This is a genomic window from Aureimonas flava (genome assembly GCF_003583935.1).
In the GTDB taxonomy this organism is placed as follows: Bacteria; Pseudomonadota; Alphaproteobacteria; order Rhizobiales; family Rhizobiaceae; genus Aureimonas; species Aureimonas flava.
Genome location: NZ_QYRN01000001.1, coordinates 460,001 through 476,555 on the forward strand (window position 1 = coordinate 460,001; position 16,555 = coordinate 476,555).

Annotated in this window: 11 protein-coding genes; 4 read left to right on the forward strand and 7 right to left on the reverse strand. The window is 71.3% G+C overall.

Going from position 1 to position 16,555, the window contains the following annotated elements:
• Positions 1-144 precede the first annotated feature (144 nt).
• Positions 145-7,146 carry an apolipoprotein A-IV repeat region-like domain-containing protein gene (locus D3218_RS02275; protein ID WP_119538251.1) on the reverse strand — a complete coding sequence of 2,334 codons (7,002 nt, stop codon included), beginning with the start codon at positions 7,144-7,146 and terminating at the stop codon, positions 145-147.
• Positions 7,147-7,631: 485 nt separating this feature from the next.
• Here D3218_RS02275 and D3218_RS02280 point away from each other — a divergent pair, with 485 nt between their 5' ends.
• On the forward strand, positions 7,632-7,952 hold the full coding sequence (locus tag D3218_RS02280; RefSeq protein ID WP_119538252.1) for a 2Fe-2S iron-sulfur cluster-binding protein: 321 nt from the start codon (positions 7,632-7,634) through the stop codon (positions 7,950-7,952).
• Between the two features lie 17 nt (positions 7,953-7,969).
• Here D3218_RS02280 and D3218_RS02285 read toward each other — a convergent pair whose 3' ends face one another.
• Positions 7,970-8,569 carry a DUF922 domain-containing protein gene (locus tag D3218_RS02285; protein WP_119538253.1) on the reverse strand — a complete coding sequence of 200 codons (600 nt, stop codon included), beginning with the start codon at positions 8,567-8,569 and terminating at the stop codon, positions 7,970-7,972.
• 134 nt (positions 8,570-8,703) lie between these two features.
• On the opposite strand from D3218_RS02285, the gene folP reads away from it, so the two are divergent.
• Together folP and folK are read left to right on the forward strand one after the other, a co-directional pair.
• The gene (folP, locus tag D3218_RS02290) at positions 8,704-9,546 is read left to right on the forward strand and encodes a dihydropteroate synthase (RefSeq protein WP_119538254.1); all 843 of its coding nucleotides are present in this window, start codon (positions 8,704-8,706) and stop codon (positions 9,544-9,546) included.
• A complete protein-coding gene (gene folK, locus D3218_RS02295) occupies positions 9,543-10,046 on the forward strand; it encodes a 2-amino-4-hydroxy-6-hydroxymethyldihydropteridine diphosphokinase (RefSeq protein WP_119538255.1) in 504 nt (167 codons plus the stop codon). Before folP ends, folK begins: the two co-directional genes overlap by 4 nt.
• A gap of 3 nt (positions 10,047-10,049) precedes the next feature.
• Here the strand turns inward: folK and D3218_RS02300 are convergent, their stop codons facing one another.
• The 4 genes from D3218_RS02300 to D3218_RS02315 form a co-directional block, all read right to left on the reverse strand.
• Complete coding sequence (locus D3218_RS02300; RefSeq protein WP_119538256.1) at positions 10,050-10,583, reverse strand: hypothetical protein; 534 nt, start codon at positions 10,581-10,583, stop codon at positions 10,050-10,052.
• A gap of 98 nt (positions 10,584-10,681) precedes the next feature.
• A complete protein-coding gene (locus D3218_RS02305; RefSeq protein ID WP_119538257.1) occupies positions 10,682-11,716 on the reverse strand; it encodes a YcjF family protein in 1,035 nt (344 codons plus the stop codon).
• Positions 11,713-13,170, reverse strand: coding sequence for a YcjX family GTP-binding protein (locus D3218_RS02310; RefSeq protein WP_119538258.1), 1,458 nt, complete (start codon positions 13,168-13,170; stop codon positions 11,713-11,715). The genes D3218_RS02305 and D3218_RS02310 overlap by 4 nt, the downstream gene beginning before the upstream one ends.
• Before the next feature lie 85 nt (positions 13,171-13,255).
• Entirely contained in the window at positions 13,256-13,756 is a 501-nt protein-coding gene (locus D3218_RS02315) for a SixA phosphatase family protein (RefSeq protein ID WP_119538259.1), read from the reverse strand.
• 281 nt (positions 13,757-14,037) lie between these two features.
• On the opposite strand from D3218_RS02315, the gene dksA reads away from it, so the two are divergent.
• The gene (gene dksA, locus D3218_RS02320; protein ID WP_119538260.1) at positions 14,038-14,454 is read left to right on the forward strand and encodes an RNA polymerase-binding protein DksA; all 417 of its coding nucleotides are present in this window, start codon (positions 14,038-14,040) and stop codon (positions 14,452-14,454) included.
• A 186-nt stretch (positions 14,455-14,640) separates the two neighbouring features.
• On the opposite strand, the gene D3218_RS02325 is transcribed toward dksA, so the two are convergent.
• Positions 14,641-16,368 (reverse strand): flagellar biosynthetic protein FliO, encoded by a 1,728-nt coding sequence (locus D3218_RS02325; RefSeq protein WP_119538261.1) that lies wholly within the window; start codon positions 16,366-16,368, stop codon positions 14,641-14,643.
• Positions 16,369-16,555: the final 187 nt, after the last annotated feature.

Below are 16,555 nucleotides of genomic sequence, written 5' to 3' on the forward strand. Positions count from 1 at the left end.
GCCACCTACGGTCGTCTTGCGCCGCACGGTGAACCGCCGTCCCCAACCGCGCCGGTGATAGTGGGCGTGTTCAGCTTCGGGGACGAAAAAGGGCGGAGCCGCGAGGCTCCGCCCTTTCGTTTGTTCTCGATGCACCCTTCGCCGTCAGTCGAAGCGTCCGGAGGCGTGGGCCAGCATCGTGTAGACCTTGCCGGTGTCGGAGGTCAGGTAGGACTTGCTCCGCGTGTTGTCCGGGTCGCGGCGCGAGGCATCCTGGAGGAGCGACTCGAAGTCCGCGATGTAGCGGTCCACCGCGTGGCGGAAGTCCGCGTCCCGCTGGTACTTGCGGCGGATCTCGTCGAACGTCTGCTGACCCTTCATCGTGTAGAGGCGACGGGTGAAGACGTTCCGTTCGCCGTTGCGATAGCGGTCCCAGAGTTCCACCGACACGTTGTGGTCGATCGCACGGGCGATATCGACCGACAGCGAGTTGAGCGAGTCCACCACATGCGCCTGACTGCGCTCGGCCCGCGCCGCCGGCGCGGCCGAGGCGGGCGCCTCGACGTTCGCCTCGGGCTCCTCGTCCTGCGAGGCGCGACGCAGGAGGTCGGACACCCAGCCGCCCTCGGTCTCGTCCGCGGCGGGACGCGCCGTCGGCGCGTCGCGCGCCACGCGCTCGGCAGGCGCAGCCGGCCGGAGCGGCGAGAACTCGCCCGTGCGGGCCGGCTGAACCTCGGACGAGGTCTGCTGCGACGACAGCATACGGGCCGCGTCCGGGCCGCCGCGCATATCGTAGGCGAGGTTGCCGCCGACCGCTGGCGGTGCAGCGCGGCGTTCCGCCTCGGCGGGGGCGGACGGTGCGCGCGCGCCACGGTTGTCCGTGGCAGGCTTGCGCACGTCCATCGCCCGACCGGAGGTCGAGACGATGTCGCTCAGCTCGCGCAGCGCGCGGATCTGGTCGGACACCGCACGGCGCATCGCACGGGTGCTCTCGCGGGTTTCCTCCGGCAGCTCGAACACGCCCCGGCGGATCTCCGTGCGTGCCGTCTCCAGCTCGCGGCGCATGTCGCCGGCAGCCCGACGCATCTCAGACGTGGCCCCGGCGAACTTCTCCGAAGCCTCCTCGATCACCGTGCGCAGGGCCTCGCGGACCTGCTCGGCGGCGGCCTGGGAACGGCGCTCGGTCTCCTCGAGCTGCTGCTCGGCTTCCCCGAGGCTGGTCCCCAGCTCGCCGGTGACCGTTCCGGCCACCGCGCGGGCACGCGCTTCCGCCTGCGAGAACAGTCGCTCCACGACGCCCTCGAAGGAGTTGAGCATGGCCGAAATGTCGCGCGAGCGGTCGGCCAGGCTGCCGGCCAGCAGGGTGAGCCCCTCGTGCCGCTCTTCCAGCGTGCCCTGCAGGTTGGTCTGCGTCTCGTCCAGGAGACGGGCGGCGTCCGACAGGAGACGCCCGTGCTCTGCGAACTTCTCGGTCATCCCGCCGATCTGCGTGAACGCCGTCGAGGTGACGCCGTCCATGCGCGCGATGGACTGCTCGAGGCGGTCGGAGGAGGAGGTGATCTCGTCCTCGACGCGCATCGCCTCAGTGCGGAAGCGGTCGCGCGTGTCAATCAGCGAGGTCTCGACGCGGCTGATGGAGCCGCTGGCGTCCTCCAGCATTGTCCGCAGCGTATCGTTGCTGTTGTCCAGGCGGTCGAGGAGCTGCGTGACCTCCTGGCCGAGTTGGCCACGGGCGCCGGCGACGCGGCTGACCGTTTCCTCGGAGCGCGCGTCCAGGGCCGACAGGAGTTCGGCCGACGAGCGACCGAGGCGCTGAACCGTCTCCTCCGTGCGCTGGATGAAGTCCGCGACCACGGCCGCGTTCTCCGCGCGCAAGCGCTCGGCCACCTGGTCGGACGTGCCTTCCAGGGCCTCGATCGCGGCGGAACCGGTCTCGGACAGGCGCTGGACGATCGGTCCGGTGCGGGTCTCGATCAGGTCGGCCAGCTCCGCGTTGCGCTCGGCCAGGAGCTGCGACAGGGCGCGCGTGCGCTCGGTCATGCGCTCGCCGACACGGTCGGCGCTCTCCGACAGGTCGCGCTCGGACGAGGCGACGCGTTCGGCGATGTCGGTGCCGAACCCGGCACTGACCTCGACCATCTGGTCGCGGGCGCGCTCGGCTTCGAGACGAAGCGCCGTGGCCGCGGCCGAAAGACCGAGCACCACCTGCGAGCCTTCGCCCGCCAGCGCGGCCCGCGCCTCCTCCGCCTCGCGCAGGATCTCGCCCGAGACCTGCGCGGTTTCCTCGCGAATGCTGCCGGCGACCGACAGGATCTCGCCGCGGATGCGCGAGGACGTGCCCTCGATCTCCTCGCGTAGGGCGGCGACGGAGCGCGACAGGTCGTCGTTCAGGCCGACCGACGTGCTGGCGAGCATCGAGGACAGGCGATCGGACAGGGCGCCGAGCTCGGCGACGAACCCGTCCGTGCGCTCGCCCAGGAGCGACACGCTCTGGCCGGTCTCGTCGCGGATGAGGCCCGCCGTCCCGCGAACGCGCTCGGCGAAGCTCTCGGCGTCGGCCAGGAAGCGCTGGCGCGCGCTCTCGGCCTGCTCGGCCATGGACAATGCCACAGCGTCGATCTCGCCGACGATGCGGGCGGCATCGGTGGCCATGCGCTCGCGCGCATCGCCCGAGCTCGCCTCGAAGCGGTCGGTCGCACCGGTGAGCTCGGCGACGAGCTGTCCGGCCGTCTCGCCGATCTGCTCGCGGGCACGATCCGTCTCGCCGCGCATAGCGTCCACGACGCGCGCCACTTCGCCGGTGATGCGGCCCGCATCGTCCAGGAGGTTGCGGCGCGACAGCTCGCCGGCTTCCCGGAGCCTGGTGCTGGCGTTCCCGAACTCGGCACCAATCGCCGCCGTCTGTTCCGCGACCTCGCGACGCAGGACGTCGGACTGCTCGCGGACCTGCACGGCCGCGGAGGCGACCTCTTCGCGGATCTGCACGGCGTCGGCCGCGAACTGCTCGCGGGTCTTGTCGCCGATGAGACGGAGGCGGTCGGAGGCGTGGTCGATGTCCCCGGACAGCGACTCCGCCTGCTGGACCACGATCTGGCGCGCGGCCTCGGCATCCTGGCGCAGGCGGTCGGCCATGGCCTCCAACCCGCCCGCGAACTCGCCGGCCACCTCGGACAGGCGCTCGCGCGCCGCTTCGGCTTCGCTGCGCATGGCGAGCGAGGCGCCGCCGATCTGCGTCGTGAAGGCGTCGCCCTCGAGGGCCAGCGCCTCGCGCAGCTCTTCCGCGTCGGCGCGCATGCGGCCTGCGACGTCGCTGACCTGACGGCCGAGCTGCTGTGCCTCGGCGGCGAACCGCTCCTGCGCCTCCTGGCCGACGCGCCGGATCGACTCGGCGGAGAGCGAGATGCCCTCGGCGATCTGCGCGCTCTCGCCGGTCAGCTCGTTGCGCGCCGCCTCGCTGGTCTCCTGGACCGACTGGATCACCGCGCGGATGCGCTCTTCGAAGCGCTCCGCCTCGGCCACGAACTCCGACTGTGCCTCCGCCGAGGAGGTGCGGAAGGTCGAGCCCAGCTCGCCGATGATGATGGCGATCTTCTGCGTCTCGGTCTCGAGGCCGGCACGAGCCCGGTCGGCCTCCTCGCCCATGCGGGCGGAGGCGGCGACGATCGACTCGCGCAGCGTGTCGGCGATCATGGAGGTGCGGCCCGAAAGGGTGCGCTCCACGTTGCCGAGACCGCGTTCCAGGCTGGCGTTGATGGCGCCGGTGCGCTCGTCCAGCGCCGCCGAGAGGCTCACGGTGCCGGCGGCGAGGGCGGCCGCGATCTCCTCGCGCTTGGTCTCCAGCGCGGTGGTCACGTTGCCGGCGCTCTGCTCCAGCACGCGGCGCACGTCGTCGGCCCGGTCGCCGAGCGTCGCGGCCAGCGAGCCGGCGACGTCCTCGATCGCGGACGTGAGGTTGTCGCGGCGCTCGTCCATGGCCGTCGCCAGCAGGCCGTCGGATTCGACCAGCGCCTGACGCAGGGCCGCGATGCGCGTTTCCAGCGTGGAGAGGATGGTCGCGTTGCCGCTCTCGAGCGTCGAGGCGATGCGGCCCGCGCGATCGTCGAGGTCGGCGATCAGCGAGCTCTCCGAGGCGTCCACCATGCGGCGCATGGAGACGACGCGCTCGTCCAGACCGTCCAGGATGGCGCTGCGCGCACCCTCCACCGCGTCGCGCAGCGCGGAGCCGCGGCCGTCGAGGCCCTGGATCAGCAGCGACAGCGCATTCTCCACCGCGGAAAGCACGGTGCCGGCATTGTGGTCGATCTCGCGGGCGAAGCGCGCCGTGCGCTCGTCGAGGCTTTCCGTCAGCCCGACATGCGAGTTGTCCACCGCTGACGACAGGTCGCGGACCCGAGCCGCGAGCTCGTTGACGACGCGCTCGACCGACTGCTCGAAGCTCGCCTCGATGCCCGCCGTGCGGGTCTCGAGCCCGGCCAGGAACTCCTGACGACGGTCGTCGCCGGTCATCAGCGCCGCTTCGAGGCGACCGATCACGTCGTCTCCGACGCGCGAGGTATAGAGCTCCAGCGAGTGAGACAGCCGCTCGCCGCTGTCGCGCATGAAGGCTTCGCTGGCGGCCAGACGGTCCGCGAGGCCGGTGGTCAGCGTCTCGTTGCGCTCGTCGAACTCGGTGACGAAGCGCCGGGTGCGCTGCTCCAGCATGCGATCGAGGGCTTCCAGCCGCGTCTCGAACTCGCCGGACAGAACCTCGGTGCGCTGGTCGAGCGCGACCTCGATGGCGGATCCGCGCTCGGCAAGAAGCGCGTTCATGCGGTCCATGCGCGACTGGAAGCGCTGGTCGGCCTGGCTGTCCGCCGCGGAGAGGGCGGCTTCGAGGCGGTCGGCACGGGCATCGACGCCCGACACCATGCGGCCCTCCGCGCTGCCAATGATCGCCTCCATGCGGGTGACGTTCTGCTCGATCGACTGCGCGAGCGCGGTGCCGCGTTCCTCGAACTGCGCCAGCAGGGTCTGCTGGGCGAAGGCGAGGGAGGTGTCGATGTCTGCCGCGCGATCGCTCAGCACGGCGCCCAGCGAACCGATCTGCGCGTCGAAGCTCGATCGAACATGCTCGGAATGGGCGGCGAAGCTCGCGTCGATCCCCTGGCGGGCCGACTCGGCCACGGCGGCGAGGTCGCCGCGTCCGCCGTCGATGGCCTGGCGGATCTCCTGGGTGCGGTCGGCGACGTCGCGCGAGAAGTTGCCGGACGTTTCGGAAAGCACCACGGCGAAGCGTTCGGCCGACCGATCGATCGCGAGGGCCTGCCCCTCGATCGTCTGAACGAGCTGGGCGCCCTTGCCCGACAGAGCGCCCTCGAGCTGCGCGAGGCGCTCGTCGAAGCGGCCGAGCACGTCCTCGTTGCGCGCGCCGAGGAGGGCGGTCGCGTTCTGGATGCGGGTGTCGAAGGCCTCGTCGAGATTGCGCAACAGGCGCTCGGTCTCCGACGCCAGATGCGAAAGCCGCTGGTCCAGGCCCCCGGTGAGCGAGGCGATCAGCGTCTCGTTCTCCGCGAGCATGCGGGCGGAACGCTCGTCCAGCGTCTCGCCGAGACGACGGTCGAAACTCTCGGACCCGGCGGCGAGGCTCTCCGTGCGCTCGGCCAGCGTCCGCAGGACGGTCTCGTTCGAGTCGCGCAGGCGCTCGCCGGCCTGCTCGCCGATCGCCGAAACGCGCTGGACGAGATCGTCGGAGCGCGCCTGGAGCTCTTCGGCCTGGGCCCGCAGCGAGCGCGCCAGGTCCTCGCCCGTCTGGGCGAGGCGGCGCGTCGTCTCCTCGGCCGTCTCGCCGATGCGCTGGATGACGCTGGCGCTGCTGCCGCTCAGCTCGGCCTCGATCTCGCGGCTGCGGTTGTCGAACATGGTGGTCAGCGTCTGGCTACGGTCCTCGTAGGCCTGCGACAGCGCGGCCCCGCGCTCGTCCAGCAGCGAGTGGAATCGCTGGGTGGCCTCCTCGACCTGCCGGATGATGCGGGTGGAGGCGGTGTCGACGTCGCCGATCAGCCGGTCGTGCGAGCCGACCACGGAGGACCGGAGACGCTCCGCGTGCGAGAGCATCGCCTCGCGCTCGCTCGACAGGTCGTTGACCAGGGAACGGATCTTCACCTCGTTGTCGGCATAGGCCCGCTCGAGCGAAGACACTTCCGAATGCACGATGCCCTCGAGCTCGCCCATGCGCGACAGAGCGCGCTCGACGCCCTCGCCGAGCGCGGCGACCTCGCGGCGGATGGCGTTGCCGACGCTGGTCACCTTCTCGGAAGCGATGTTCTCGGGCTCGGCCAGCCGTAGCGCGACCTCGGCGAGCGAACGGCTCATCAGCCGCAGGTCCTGCGAGCGCCGCACCATCACGGCGAAGGCGAGGATCAGGAGGGCAGGGAGCACCACGGCAAGGGTCGCGAGCGCCAGCGTCGGCGCGGCGGGGGCGGGCGAGCCGTTGGCGGTCAGGAAGGCGAACGAGGCGGCGCCGGCCAGCACAACCCAGGCGGCCGCGACCACTCCGCCGATCACCAGCGTCCGGCGGGAGGACCGGCGGGTGAGGAGGGCATCCGCCATCACGGCGGCGGAACGCTGCTCGTCGTTGGCGACGGACGACTTGAAGTCACGCGTGCGAGAGGCGCGGATCGGCTCGGGGGCGGCGGCGGGTTCCTGCCGTGCGGCCGGCGGCGGGGTGGCAACGCGCGCGCGAGGGGCGTCGTGCGCCCCGGTGCTGGCGGTTCCCGCCGCGATGGCGGCCGCCACGGGCGGAACCGCGCTGCCGATCCGGTCGGCGGAGGCGGGGGGGGCGATGCGGTCGGAGTCGCCCATGGAGGCGATCAGCTCCTCCTCGGCGAGCTGGAACTCGGGCTCGGGCGGAACGGCGGTCTCGCCGTCGGCGGAAAGGGGGGACGCTTCGTGCTGCTCGGCCGCGCTGGCGCTCGTGGCCTCCTCCACCGAGCGGTCGAACTCGGTGAGGGCGAAGTCGATGTTCATTTCGGACGGGGCGAGCGTGTCGCGCTCCACATGCCCTTCGGCGGTTCCCGAGACGCTGCCTTCCTCGGCCTCCGCTCCGAGAAAATCCGTGTCCTGAAGCGCAGCCTCCAGCTCGGTGACTGCTTCGTCCGATAGCTGTTCAGCCGTCTTGATCTTCGACATGACCCGCCGCCCCGTACTCGTTTACTCGTGGGGTGAACGAAGGGTCGCTGCCGCATGACAGGCCGAGCTCCGTTCCACCGCTACCACCCCGCCCTCCGAAACGCGGATTGCGGGCCTTCTACACGCCATCAAACTAGAGGGCACGGAGGCGGAAGGAAACCCGCAATTCCGGGCTTCGATACAAGTTTAAACATTTGGTTAACGTCAAAATCGAAATGCCGCGCGACGCGGTATCGATCTCTTGACCGAACGCGGCGGGCGACCCGTTCCAAAGCTGAACGCACCTGACGTAGGGGCCGCCGCGCCTTCGCCGCCGATTCCGCGTCTGAAGCCGCGAATCGGCGTCGGCACGTTAAGGATAGCCCGCGGCGCACGGCCTCGGTCGCGGGCCCTTCCTTTTCGCCGACGCATCTGTTGATAACCCGCGAGGCGCGCCGCCGCCGCCGGACGGTTGACCCCCGCGCGCCACCGTTCTAACCGCAGGCATGACCGCGATCATCTTCCTCGCCCCCGACGGCACCCGCTACGAAATCGACGCGCCCGACGGCTCCAGCGTGATGCAGGCGGCGATCCGCAACGACGTGCCGGGGATCGACGCCGATTGCGGCGGCGCCTGCGCCTGCGCGACGTGCCACGTCTATGTGGACGAGGCGCAGATCGGACAGCTGGCGCCAATGGAGGCGATGGAGGAGGACATGCTGGACTTCGCGCTGGACGTGCGTGCGAACTCGCGCCTGTCTTGTCAGATCCGGGTACGGCCCGAGTTGCGCGGGCTCACGCTCACGGTGCCCCCGCGCCAGGCGTGAGGGGCTATTCGTCCAATCTAGCGGATCGCCTTGCCGGTGGCGGCGGCGAGCTTGCCGTTGAGCCGGGAGTCGACCACGCGGGCTTCCGCCCGGTCGAACCCGACCTGCGCATTCGCGTGGTCGAGTTGCAGTTCGTGGACGCGCCGCGTGGCGACGAGTTCCATTCGGGCGCACGTGGGCTCGGCCGGAAGCGCCAGAAGCTCGCGGTTCATCCGGTCGAGCCAGGTCTTGGCGATCTTCGAGTGATGCGCCTCGTGCTCGGCGATGTCGCGCTGCAGGATCTTCCACTTCGTGCGCGTCTGCGGGTCGGCCCGGCCCGGCGCGTTCCAGCGGGGCAGGGTGGTGACGAGATCGAGGCGCAGATTGGTGCGGCTGACCTGGCAGCCCATCTTGCGCGACGCGAATTCGAGATCGCGCGAGAAGGTGACCTTGGTCGAGCCCGCGTGGCGCTCGCCGCCCGACAGGAGCGGCCCGGTCATCCCGAGCGCGCGGTCGAGTTCCGCGAAGGTCGCGCCCTGGACCATGAAATAGGTGGTTCGTTCCGTGATCTCGGCGCCGTGCGCCACGCCGGTGGCCATCCATCCCGCCGCAAGGCCGGAGATCAGAAGTCGCCGCATCGTCGCAAGCCTCGACCCTTGAAACACCCAACCCCTACGCTACGCGGGTTCGAAGCAGATACAAGGGACGATTGCGGATTAATTGGGGTGGCGCGGACCATGGGTCTCGCTGCGCCGCCCGCGCGGGGAGCGGCATGAACGTCGAGCGCATCTGGCGCCTTGGGCACCGGCGCGAGCTGCGGCTGGGTCCGCGCGCGGTCATCATGGGCGTCTTGAACGTCACGCCCGACAGCTTCTCCGACGGCGGCCTGTACGACGGCAGCGTGGCGCGCGCGGTGGAGGCCGCCCTCGCGATGGTGTCGGAGGGCGCGTCGATCGTCGATGTGGGTGGCGAATCCACCCGCCCGGGCGCCGAGCCGGTGGATGCCGCCGAAGAGCAGCGCCGCGTGCTGCCGGTGATCCGGGCGCTTCGCGCGCGCTGCGAGGTGGCGATCTCGATCGACACCTATCGCGCCGAGACGGCCGCGCTGGCCGTGGAGGCGGGCGCGTCGATCGTCAACGACGTGTGGGGCGCCCAGAAGGACCGGCGCATCGCCGAGGTGGCCGCCCGTACCGGCGCTGGGCTCTGCCTGATGCACACCGGCCGCGAACGCGAGAAGCTTCCCGACGTGATCGAGGACCAGCGGGCCTTCCTTGGCCGTTCGATCGAGATCGCCCGCGCCGCCGGGGTGGCGGACGAGAGCATCGTGATCGATCCGGGGTTCGGTTTCGCCAAGGCGCCGGAGGAGAATCTCGAGCTGATGATGCGTGTGGGCGAGCTGGCCGATCTCGGCTTTCCGATCCTCGCCGGCACCTCGCGCAAGCGTTTCGTGCGCGGCGTTCTCGACCGCGACACGGGCGACGCCGACGTCGCCACGGCCGCGACGGGCGTCCTCCTGCGCGAGCGGGGGGTCTCCATCCTGCGCGTCCATGCCGTGGCGCCGACGCGCGACGCCCTCGCCGTCGTGGATGCGGCGCTGGCCGGGAGGCAGGCATGACCGTCGCGTTCCTGGGGCTGGGCGGCAACCTCGGCGATCCGGTCCGGGCCATGGCGACGGCGTTGCGCGCGCTGGATGCGGCGCCGGGCACGCGCGTCGCAGAGGTGTCGTCGGTCTACAGGACGCCGCCCTGGGGCCCCGTGGAGCAGCCGCCCTTCCTCAACGCCTGCGCCAGGGTGGAGGCCGAAATCGATGCCGAGGCGCTCCTCGCGCGATGCCTGGGGATCGAGCTTTCGCTGCACCGGGACCGAAGCGTGCGTTGGGGGCCGCGCACCGTGGACCTCGACGTCCTCGACTTCGGCGGCGTCGTGATGCGCGGCGACCGACTGACGCTGCCGCACCCGCGCATGGCCGAGCGGGCCTTCGTGATGGTGCCGCTGGCCGAGATCGCGCCGGACCTGTCGGTCGCGGGCGCGACGGCGGCCGAGTGTCTGGCGCGGCTTGATACCAGCGGCATCGTGCGTCTGGAGGCGTCGCCCGACTGGTGGTGCGCCGGCTGATCCTCAGTCGGCCAGCGACGCCTTCCGCACGGTCTCGTCGCGCTTCAGCGTCATGCCGATCACGGGAACGAGCTCGCCCGCGACCTGCACCGAGATCGTGATCATCAGCTTGTTCTTCTCCTCGAGCCGGGCGACCATCGCGCCCTTGAGCTGCTTGCGGTCGAGGCCGACCACGACCCGGTTGCCCGAGACGTCGCCCGACACGATGTCGAGGCCCTTGCCGCCCGATCCGTCCAGGAAGGTGCCCTTGTAGGAGGAGCCGCCCTTGGTGAAGGTGGCGTTCATCGGCTGCGAGAACATGCCGACGCGGCAGCTTCCGTCTAGCGACATGCCCACGGCCTTGTCGGGCTGGAGGCCGGACAGGTCGCACACGAACTTGGTGCCCTTGTACTTGCCCGCGACGATCTCGCCCGGTCCGGTCCAGCGCCCGAAAACGGTCTTGAAGAAGGCCTCGTCCACGTCCGCTGCGCGTGCCGGGAGGGCCGCCGTGCAGGCGAGGGACAGAAGCGAGAAACCGGCGACGATGGGGCGGAGCATGGCGGGCCTTCGGAGCGGCAAGGACATGCGCCTATCTATCGCTCGGAACGGTTAACCGAACCTTTCACGATGCGGTGTCAGGTCGGCCCCCTAGCCGCTCAGTCGCTTCCCATCGGTTTGAGATCGCTCAGGAAATCGCCGATGCGCGGTCGCTGGACGCTGAGAAACGGCAGCGGGCGGCACAGGTCCATCGCCGCGATGCCGATGCGCGCCGTCAAGAGCCCGTTGACGATGCCCTCGCCGAGCTTGGCCGACAGGCGGGCGGCAAGCCCGTGGCCGACCACCTGGCCCACCATCCCGTCGCCCACCGCGATGGAGCCGGTGACGGCCAGATGCGCCAGGACGTCGCGAACGAGGCGCAGGAGGCCGAGCGCGCCCGGCCGCGCGCCGTAGAGCGTCGACACCGCGCGGATCAGGCGTACCGTCTCGAACAGCACGAAGGCGAGGTCCATGAAGGCGCGGGGACTGACGGCCGTCACCACCGACACGCGCTTGGACGAGGCGAGCACCAGCGCGCGCGCCCGCGCGTCGAGCGGCAGCAGCAGCTCGCGCTCGGCGAGCGTCAGCAGGTCGCGACCGTCGATCACGTCGTCGCGCAGCGCGTGGAGCCGCTCGCGTCCCGCCGCGGTCTCCGGCCGGGCCGACACCAGCTTGGCGAGCCTGGCCACGACCTCGGCCGCGTCGGCGGCGGAGTCCGTCTCGAAGGCGCGCCGCGCGTCGGCGCGTTCGCGCTCCACGTGGTTCAGCCGCATGATGCCGATCGCCTCGCGCCCGACGACGCCGACGAGACCGAGCACGAGGAGCAGGGCGAGCACGAGCGCCGTCCAGCCGAGCCAGTCCGATCGTTGGAAGAGGTCGCGCACGAAGGCGTCGAGCGCGAGGCCGAAGGCGAGCGAGACCAGGGCGCCGAGCGCCCCCAGCGCCAGCCGGCCGAAGGAGAAGCTGCGCCGCCGGCCCGCGGCGGGTTCCGCGTCCAGTGCCGCCGCCGCTTCCGCCTCCAGCGCGTCGTCCGGCTCGATCCGCACCCGCTCCAGATCGGAGAAGCTGCGCGGCTCGCGCGCGGCGCGCGGCATTGGCGCCGATGGCGGATCCACGGCGAAGGCGGACGGGCGGCGCGGCGGCAGGTCGCTCATGCGAGGCGGTCTCCCAGCAGGAACTGGAGCGCACGGTCGAGCCGGATCTGCGGCAGCGAGAGCGTCAGCCCCTCGGCGGTCCGCTCCAGCCGGGGCGGGCGGAAGCGCACGAAGGTGAGCGGATCGAGAGCCCCCGTGCCGTCGGCGCGCCCGCGCAGGATCCGCGAGGCATCCTCCGGCAGGTCTCCGGGGAACACGGCGGTCTCGGTGCGCCCGTCGAAGCGCTGCCCGCCGATCTCCTCGCCCTCGATGGGCGTGCCGACGATCACCGGCAGCGTCTCGCCGCGGTCCGAGACGGTCGCCTCGTGCGTGGCGCGAACGGCCGCCATGGCGGCCACCTCGGTCTCGGCGCCGGATAGCTTCGCCCGGCTCACGGCGCCATCGACCAGGCGGCGCACGATGTTCTCCAGCCGCTGGTGGCTCGTCCGGTGCAGGTGGTCCGCCTTGGTGGCCGCCACCAGGATGCGGTCGATGCGGGGGGTGAACAGGGAGCCCAGCCAGGAGGCTCGGCCGGGCCGGAAGCAGGCCAGGATGTCCGCCAGCGCGGTTTCGAGATCCTGCACCGCTTCCGGTCCGGCGTTGATCGCCTGGAGTGCGTCGACCAACAGGATCTGCCGGTCGAGCCGGGCGAAGTGATCGCGGAAGAAGGGCCGCACCACCACGGTCTTGTAGGCCTCGTAGCGCCGCGCGTGCACCGCGCCGTAGCTGCCCTTGGGGTAGGTGCGGCCCGGCTCCACGGGAAGCGGCGCGAAGGTGAGCGCCGGCGACCCTTCGAGGTCGCCCGGCATCAGGAACCGGCCCGGCGGGAGTGTGGAGAGCGCCGTGCGGTCCTCGCGGCATGCGCGAAGATAGTCCGCGAACGTCGCGCTCAGCCGCTGGCTCGCGCCCTCGTCGGCGGGCGAGGCCGGATCGATCGCCGCGAGCGCATCAAGGAACGGCCGCGCCATCCGCTCGCGCGAGGGGAGGCGCGCGCGCTCCAGAGACTCGCCCGAGAAGGCCGCGAAGTCTTTTTCCAGAAGCGGCAGGTCGAGCAGCCATTCGCCGGGATAGTCGACGATGTCGATCGAGAGCTTGCCGGGCGACAGAAACCGCATCCAGCCAGACGCCGACTCGTATTCGATGGTGAGCCGCAGCTCCGAGATCGCCCGCGTCGACTGCGGCCAGACGCGATCTTCCAGCATCGCGCGCAGATGCTCCTCGTACTGGAAGCGCGGAACCGCGTCGTCGGGCTGCTCCTCCAGATACGTCCGCGAGATTCGGCCGGAGCTATGCGCTTCGAACACGGGCAGGCGCCCGCCGTGCAGGAGGTTGTGCACCAGCGCGGTGATGAACACCGTCTTTCCGGCGCGAGAGAGCCCGGCGACGCCGAGCCGCAACGTCGGGTGGAACAGTCCCGCGCCCCGATCCGAGAGATTGTCGAAGACGATACGCGCTTCGTCGGCGATGGAGGGCATGGAAAACCGATCGGATCTCGAATGTGCGGGCGGGTGCCTCGCATATAGTCGGCCCGCACCGCTCCCGACAGGCCGCGCGGCCGTCTTATGGCCTAACGATGTCCTGCAGCGTGGCGCGCATCGCGCCGTCGAGCGCGTCGCCCTCGATCTCGAGGGTCAGCCAATGAGCCGTGCCGATCCCCGGTCGCGCGAGTCGAAGTGCCGGGGTTTCGCGCGTGCAGAGGGCGAAGACGAGCTGTTCGATCGTCGGGTTGTGGCCCACGAGCAGCAGGTCACCCGGTCCGCCGAAGGCCCGGATCTGCGCTTCGTAGGCGGCGGGACCGAGTGCGTAGAGATCGTCGTCGAAGCGGATGTCCAGCGCATCCGGCAGGGCCCCGCGCACGATGTCGAGCGTCTGGCGCGCCCGCACGGCGGTGGAGCAGGCGACCCGCGCCACCGACGCCCCGCGCCCACCGAGGTGTGCGGCGAGCCGCGCCGCGTCCTCGCGGCCCCGATCGTCCAGCGCGCGCTGGTGATCCCGCTGCCCGGGCACGGCCCACGAGGAATGCGCGTGCCGCAGGATATGAACCGTTCGAACCACCGTCATGAGTCCTCGATAGGATATGGGCGCGGCGCGGTCGAGATTCGTTCGCCGGCTGGCACGTACTGGCTGCAACCCGTGCGGGTGTGCGGCGCTGTTCCGTCGCACCGCCTTCGCGCAGACGCATGCCAGGCGCCTGCCGCGGCGTGTTCAGCGGCATGTCACAAATCCGCTGCGTTTATCGCAGTTTAGCGTTCCGCATGTCGGTGGGGAATGCTGGACACCCAACTTGTCCGGCTCTTCAACGCTCGCTATAAGCCCGCCCAAGGCGAAGATGGAGGATCCGCATGAGTGAAACCCTTCCGTTGGGAACCGGCTTGCCGGAAGACGGGGCCTTCATGAACGACCGCCAGAAGGAGTACTTCCGCAAGAAGCTCTTGACCTGGAAGGCCGACATTCTGCGCGAATCGCGCGAGACCCTCGAGGCTCTGGCGAGCGAGAACGCCAATCTGGCGGACGCGGCCGACCGCGCCTCGTCGGAGACGGACCGGGCGATCGAGCTTCGGGCACGCGACCGGCAGCGCAAGCTGATCGCCAAGATCGACGCCGCGATCGAGCGCATCGACGAGGGGACCTACGGCTATTGCGAGGAGACCGGCGAGCCGATCAGCCTACGCCGCCTCGACGCCCGACCGATCGCCACGATGTCGCTCGAGGCGCAGGAGCGCCATGAACGTCGCGAAAAAGTGTACCGCGACGAATAGGCCGGTCGAGGTCGATCACGCGAAACGAAATCGGGCCGCTGATGCGGCCCGTTTTCGTTTGCGCGGATCGTTGCCGCGCTTCGTCCATCGCGATCCCGGAACGCGGTGACCTTCGCGGCCGACCGGCGGCCCATCGGGCCGCCGCACACCTGTCGGCGCTGTGCGATCGCGTCGGCCGTCCTGGCCTCAGCGCCGCTCGGACACGTCGATCGTGAAGTCGTGAAGGAGGCGCTCCATCTCCTCCTCGAGCGTCAACGGTGTGCGCTCCTGCTCCTCCGGCGGCAGGTCGAGTTCCGGCTCGCGTCGAGCGGCGGGAGCGACAGGCGCGGCGACGGGAGTGGGCGCATTTTCCGCTGGCGTCGCCTGCGGCGGCCGGGGAGGCTGCACGGGCATGTCCACCGGAGGCGGTGCGCGCCGCTCCTGGATCGTGGTGGCGAAGCTCTTAACAGAAAGCGGCGGCGGAGCCGGCTCCGGCGCGTCGGCGGAAGGGCCTGCGAAACCGACTTCCGCCTTTGCGGATTCATCCGAGCGAGGCGCAAGAGGCGCCGACGGCCAGCGGACCGGAACGCGGTCCGGCAGCGAAACCGACGGGGCCGTGTTGGCCGAGGGCGCGTCGCGTTCAGGGCGCGGGGTGTCGCCGCCGGGTGACCCGGCCAGCGAGGGCGCGCCGGTTGCGTTCGGCGTCGGCGACCAGAGCGACCGGGCCGACGTCGCCTCGGGTTCGGTGCGGGAGGGCGCCGGCGGAGGCGGCGCGACAGGCGTCGCGCGCGACGGTTGCGGAAGCGTCGGGGTGGCCATGGAGCGCGGTGCCGCAGGCGGCTGAACCGGCGGCGCGGCGGAAGGCGGCGGCGTGGCCGGGCGAGGGGCCGCGGCAGCGGAGGCGGGCGCGGCCGGCGGCGGCGCGGAGATTGGCGGGGTCACCACGGGCGCCGCAGGAGGCGCGGGCGGGCGCGGAGCCGCCACGACCGGGGCCACCGGAGGGGCGACGGGCGTAGCGCGGGGCAGTTCCAGCGCCGCACGAGCCGGCTCGACGCGGTCTTCGTTCGACGGCGCGGGCTCCGGTCGCCGGGGCGCGGCCTGTGCGGCAGCCGCCGATGGGGAAGCCGGGCGGGAAACGGCAGCCGGCATCAGCGGCACGTCCGTGGCAGGCGGATCCACGCGGAGCGGATTGGCCGAAACCTCGGGCGCGGGCGCGGCCTCCACACGGCGCGGCATCGGCGGTTCCTCCGCCACGCGCGCCTGGGGGGCAATGGGAGGCGCCACGATGGGCGCGGACGGCGCGGGTGCGGCCATCGGTGGCTCGGATCGCGTGTCCTGAACGGCGGGTCCGACGGACGGCGCGGCGACCGGCACGCGATCGTCCATCGACGGGCCGCGATCGGCCGTCACGGCCGGCGCGCGGACGGCGGGCTCGGTCCGTCGTTCGGGCAGGGGCTCCGAGGTGCGGCTTTCCGCCACCGGCGCGAGCGGCGGGTGGGCGCCTGGCGCCTGGCTCTCCGTCGGCACGGGCTGGACGCTGGGGCGCGGCGTGCGCCGATGCGGCAGGGCCTGCTGCGGCGCGGCCGGGCGCTGTTCCGGCTCGGCGAAGCCCGGCTCCTGGCGCACGCGGCGCGTCTGGCCGCGCACGATGCCCGGCTCCACCACGAGGTCGTTCTGGCCGCCGATCAGGATCAGGTGCTCCACGTCGTCGCGGCGCACCAGCACGAGCTTGCGCTTCGGATCCACCGGCGCCATATCGAGCACCGCGAGGCGGGGCGCCCGCGCGCGCCCGCCGATGCCGCCGCTGCCGGCGAAAACCCGCTTGGCCAGCCCGATCAGCACCAGCGCCAGCAAAATGACGAGCGCAGCCGCGAGAATCACCGTCATGATGGGAGCCAGGCCTTCGCCGACGACGCTCGCGAGCCACTCACGCATTTACCATATCCTCCTGAGCCGCCGAACGCGAAAGGGACAACGAGCCCAATCGGATGGCGGCTTACCTGCAATCTAGCGTCCGACCGGCCGGGCTCCAGCGCCGCGTCAGCTTCGGTACATAGTGCCGTGGCATCATGTCGGACGATTGCGTATGGCGCAAATTCGACAGATTCTCGTGCCCGTGCCG

Excerpts from the sequence above, each read along its gene's own strand:
- folP (WP_119538254.1), top strand. The coding sequence starts at position 8,704 with ATGAACGTCGAGCGCATCTGGCGCCTTGGGCACCGGCGCGAGCTGCGG.
- D3218_RS02285 (WP_119538253.1), bottom strand. The coding sequence starts at position 8,569 with ATGCGGCGACTTCTGATCTCCGGCCTTGCGGCGGGATGGATGGCCACC.
- D3218_RS02325 (WP_119538261.1), bottom strand. The coding sequence starts at position 16,368 with ATGCGTGAGTGGCTCGCGAGCGTCGTCGGCGAAGGCCTGGCTCCCATC.
- dksA (WP_119538260.1), top strand. The coding sequence starts at position 14,038 with ATGAGTGAAACCCTTCCGTTGGGAACCGGCTTGCCGGAAGACGGGGCC.
- D3218_RS02280 (WP_119538252.1), top strand. The coding sequence starts at position 7,632 with ATGACCGCGATCATCTTCCTCGCCCCCGACGGCACCCGCTACGAAATC.
- D3218_RS02300 (WP_119538256.1), bottom strand. The coding sequence starts at position 10,583 with ATGCTCCGCCCCATCGTCGCCGGTTTCTCGCTTCTGTCCCTCGCCTGC.
- D3218_RS02315 (WP_119538259.1), bottom strand. The coding sequence starts at position 13,756 with ATGACGGTGGTTCGAACGGTTCATATCCTGCGGCACGCGCATTCCTCG.
- folK (WP_119538255.1), top strand. The coding sequence starts at position 9,543 with ATGACCGTCGCGTTCCTGGGGCTGGGCGGCAACCTCGGCGATCCGGTC.
- D3218_RS02275 (WP_119538251.1), bottom strand. The coding sequence starts at position 7,146 with ATGTCGAAGATCAAGACGGCTGAACAGCTATCGGACGAAGCAGTCACC.
- D3218_RS02305 (WP_119538257.1), bottom strand. The coding sequence starts at position 11,716 with ATGAGCGACCTGCCGCCGCGCCGCCCGTCCGCCTTCGCCGTGGATCCG.
- D3218_RS02310 (WP_119538258.1), bottom strand. The coding sequence starts at position 13,170 with ATGCCCTCCATCGCCGACGAAGCGCGTATCGTCTTCGACAATCTCTCG.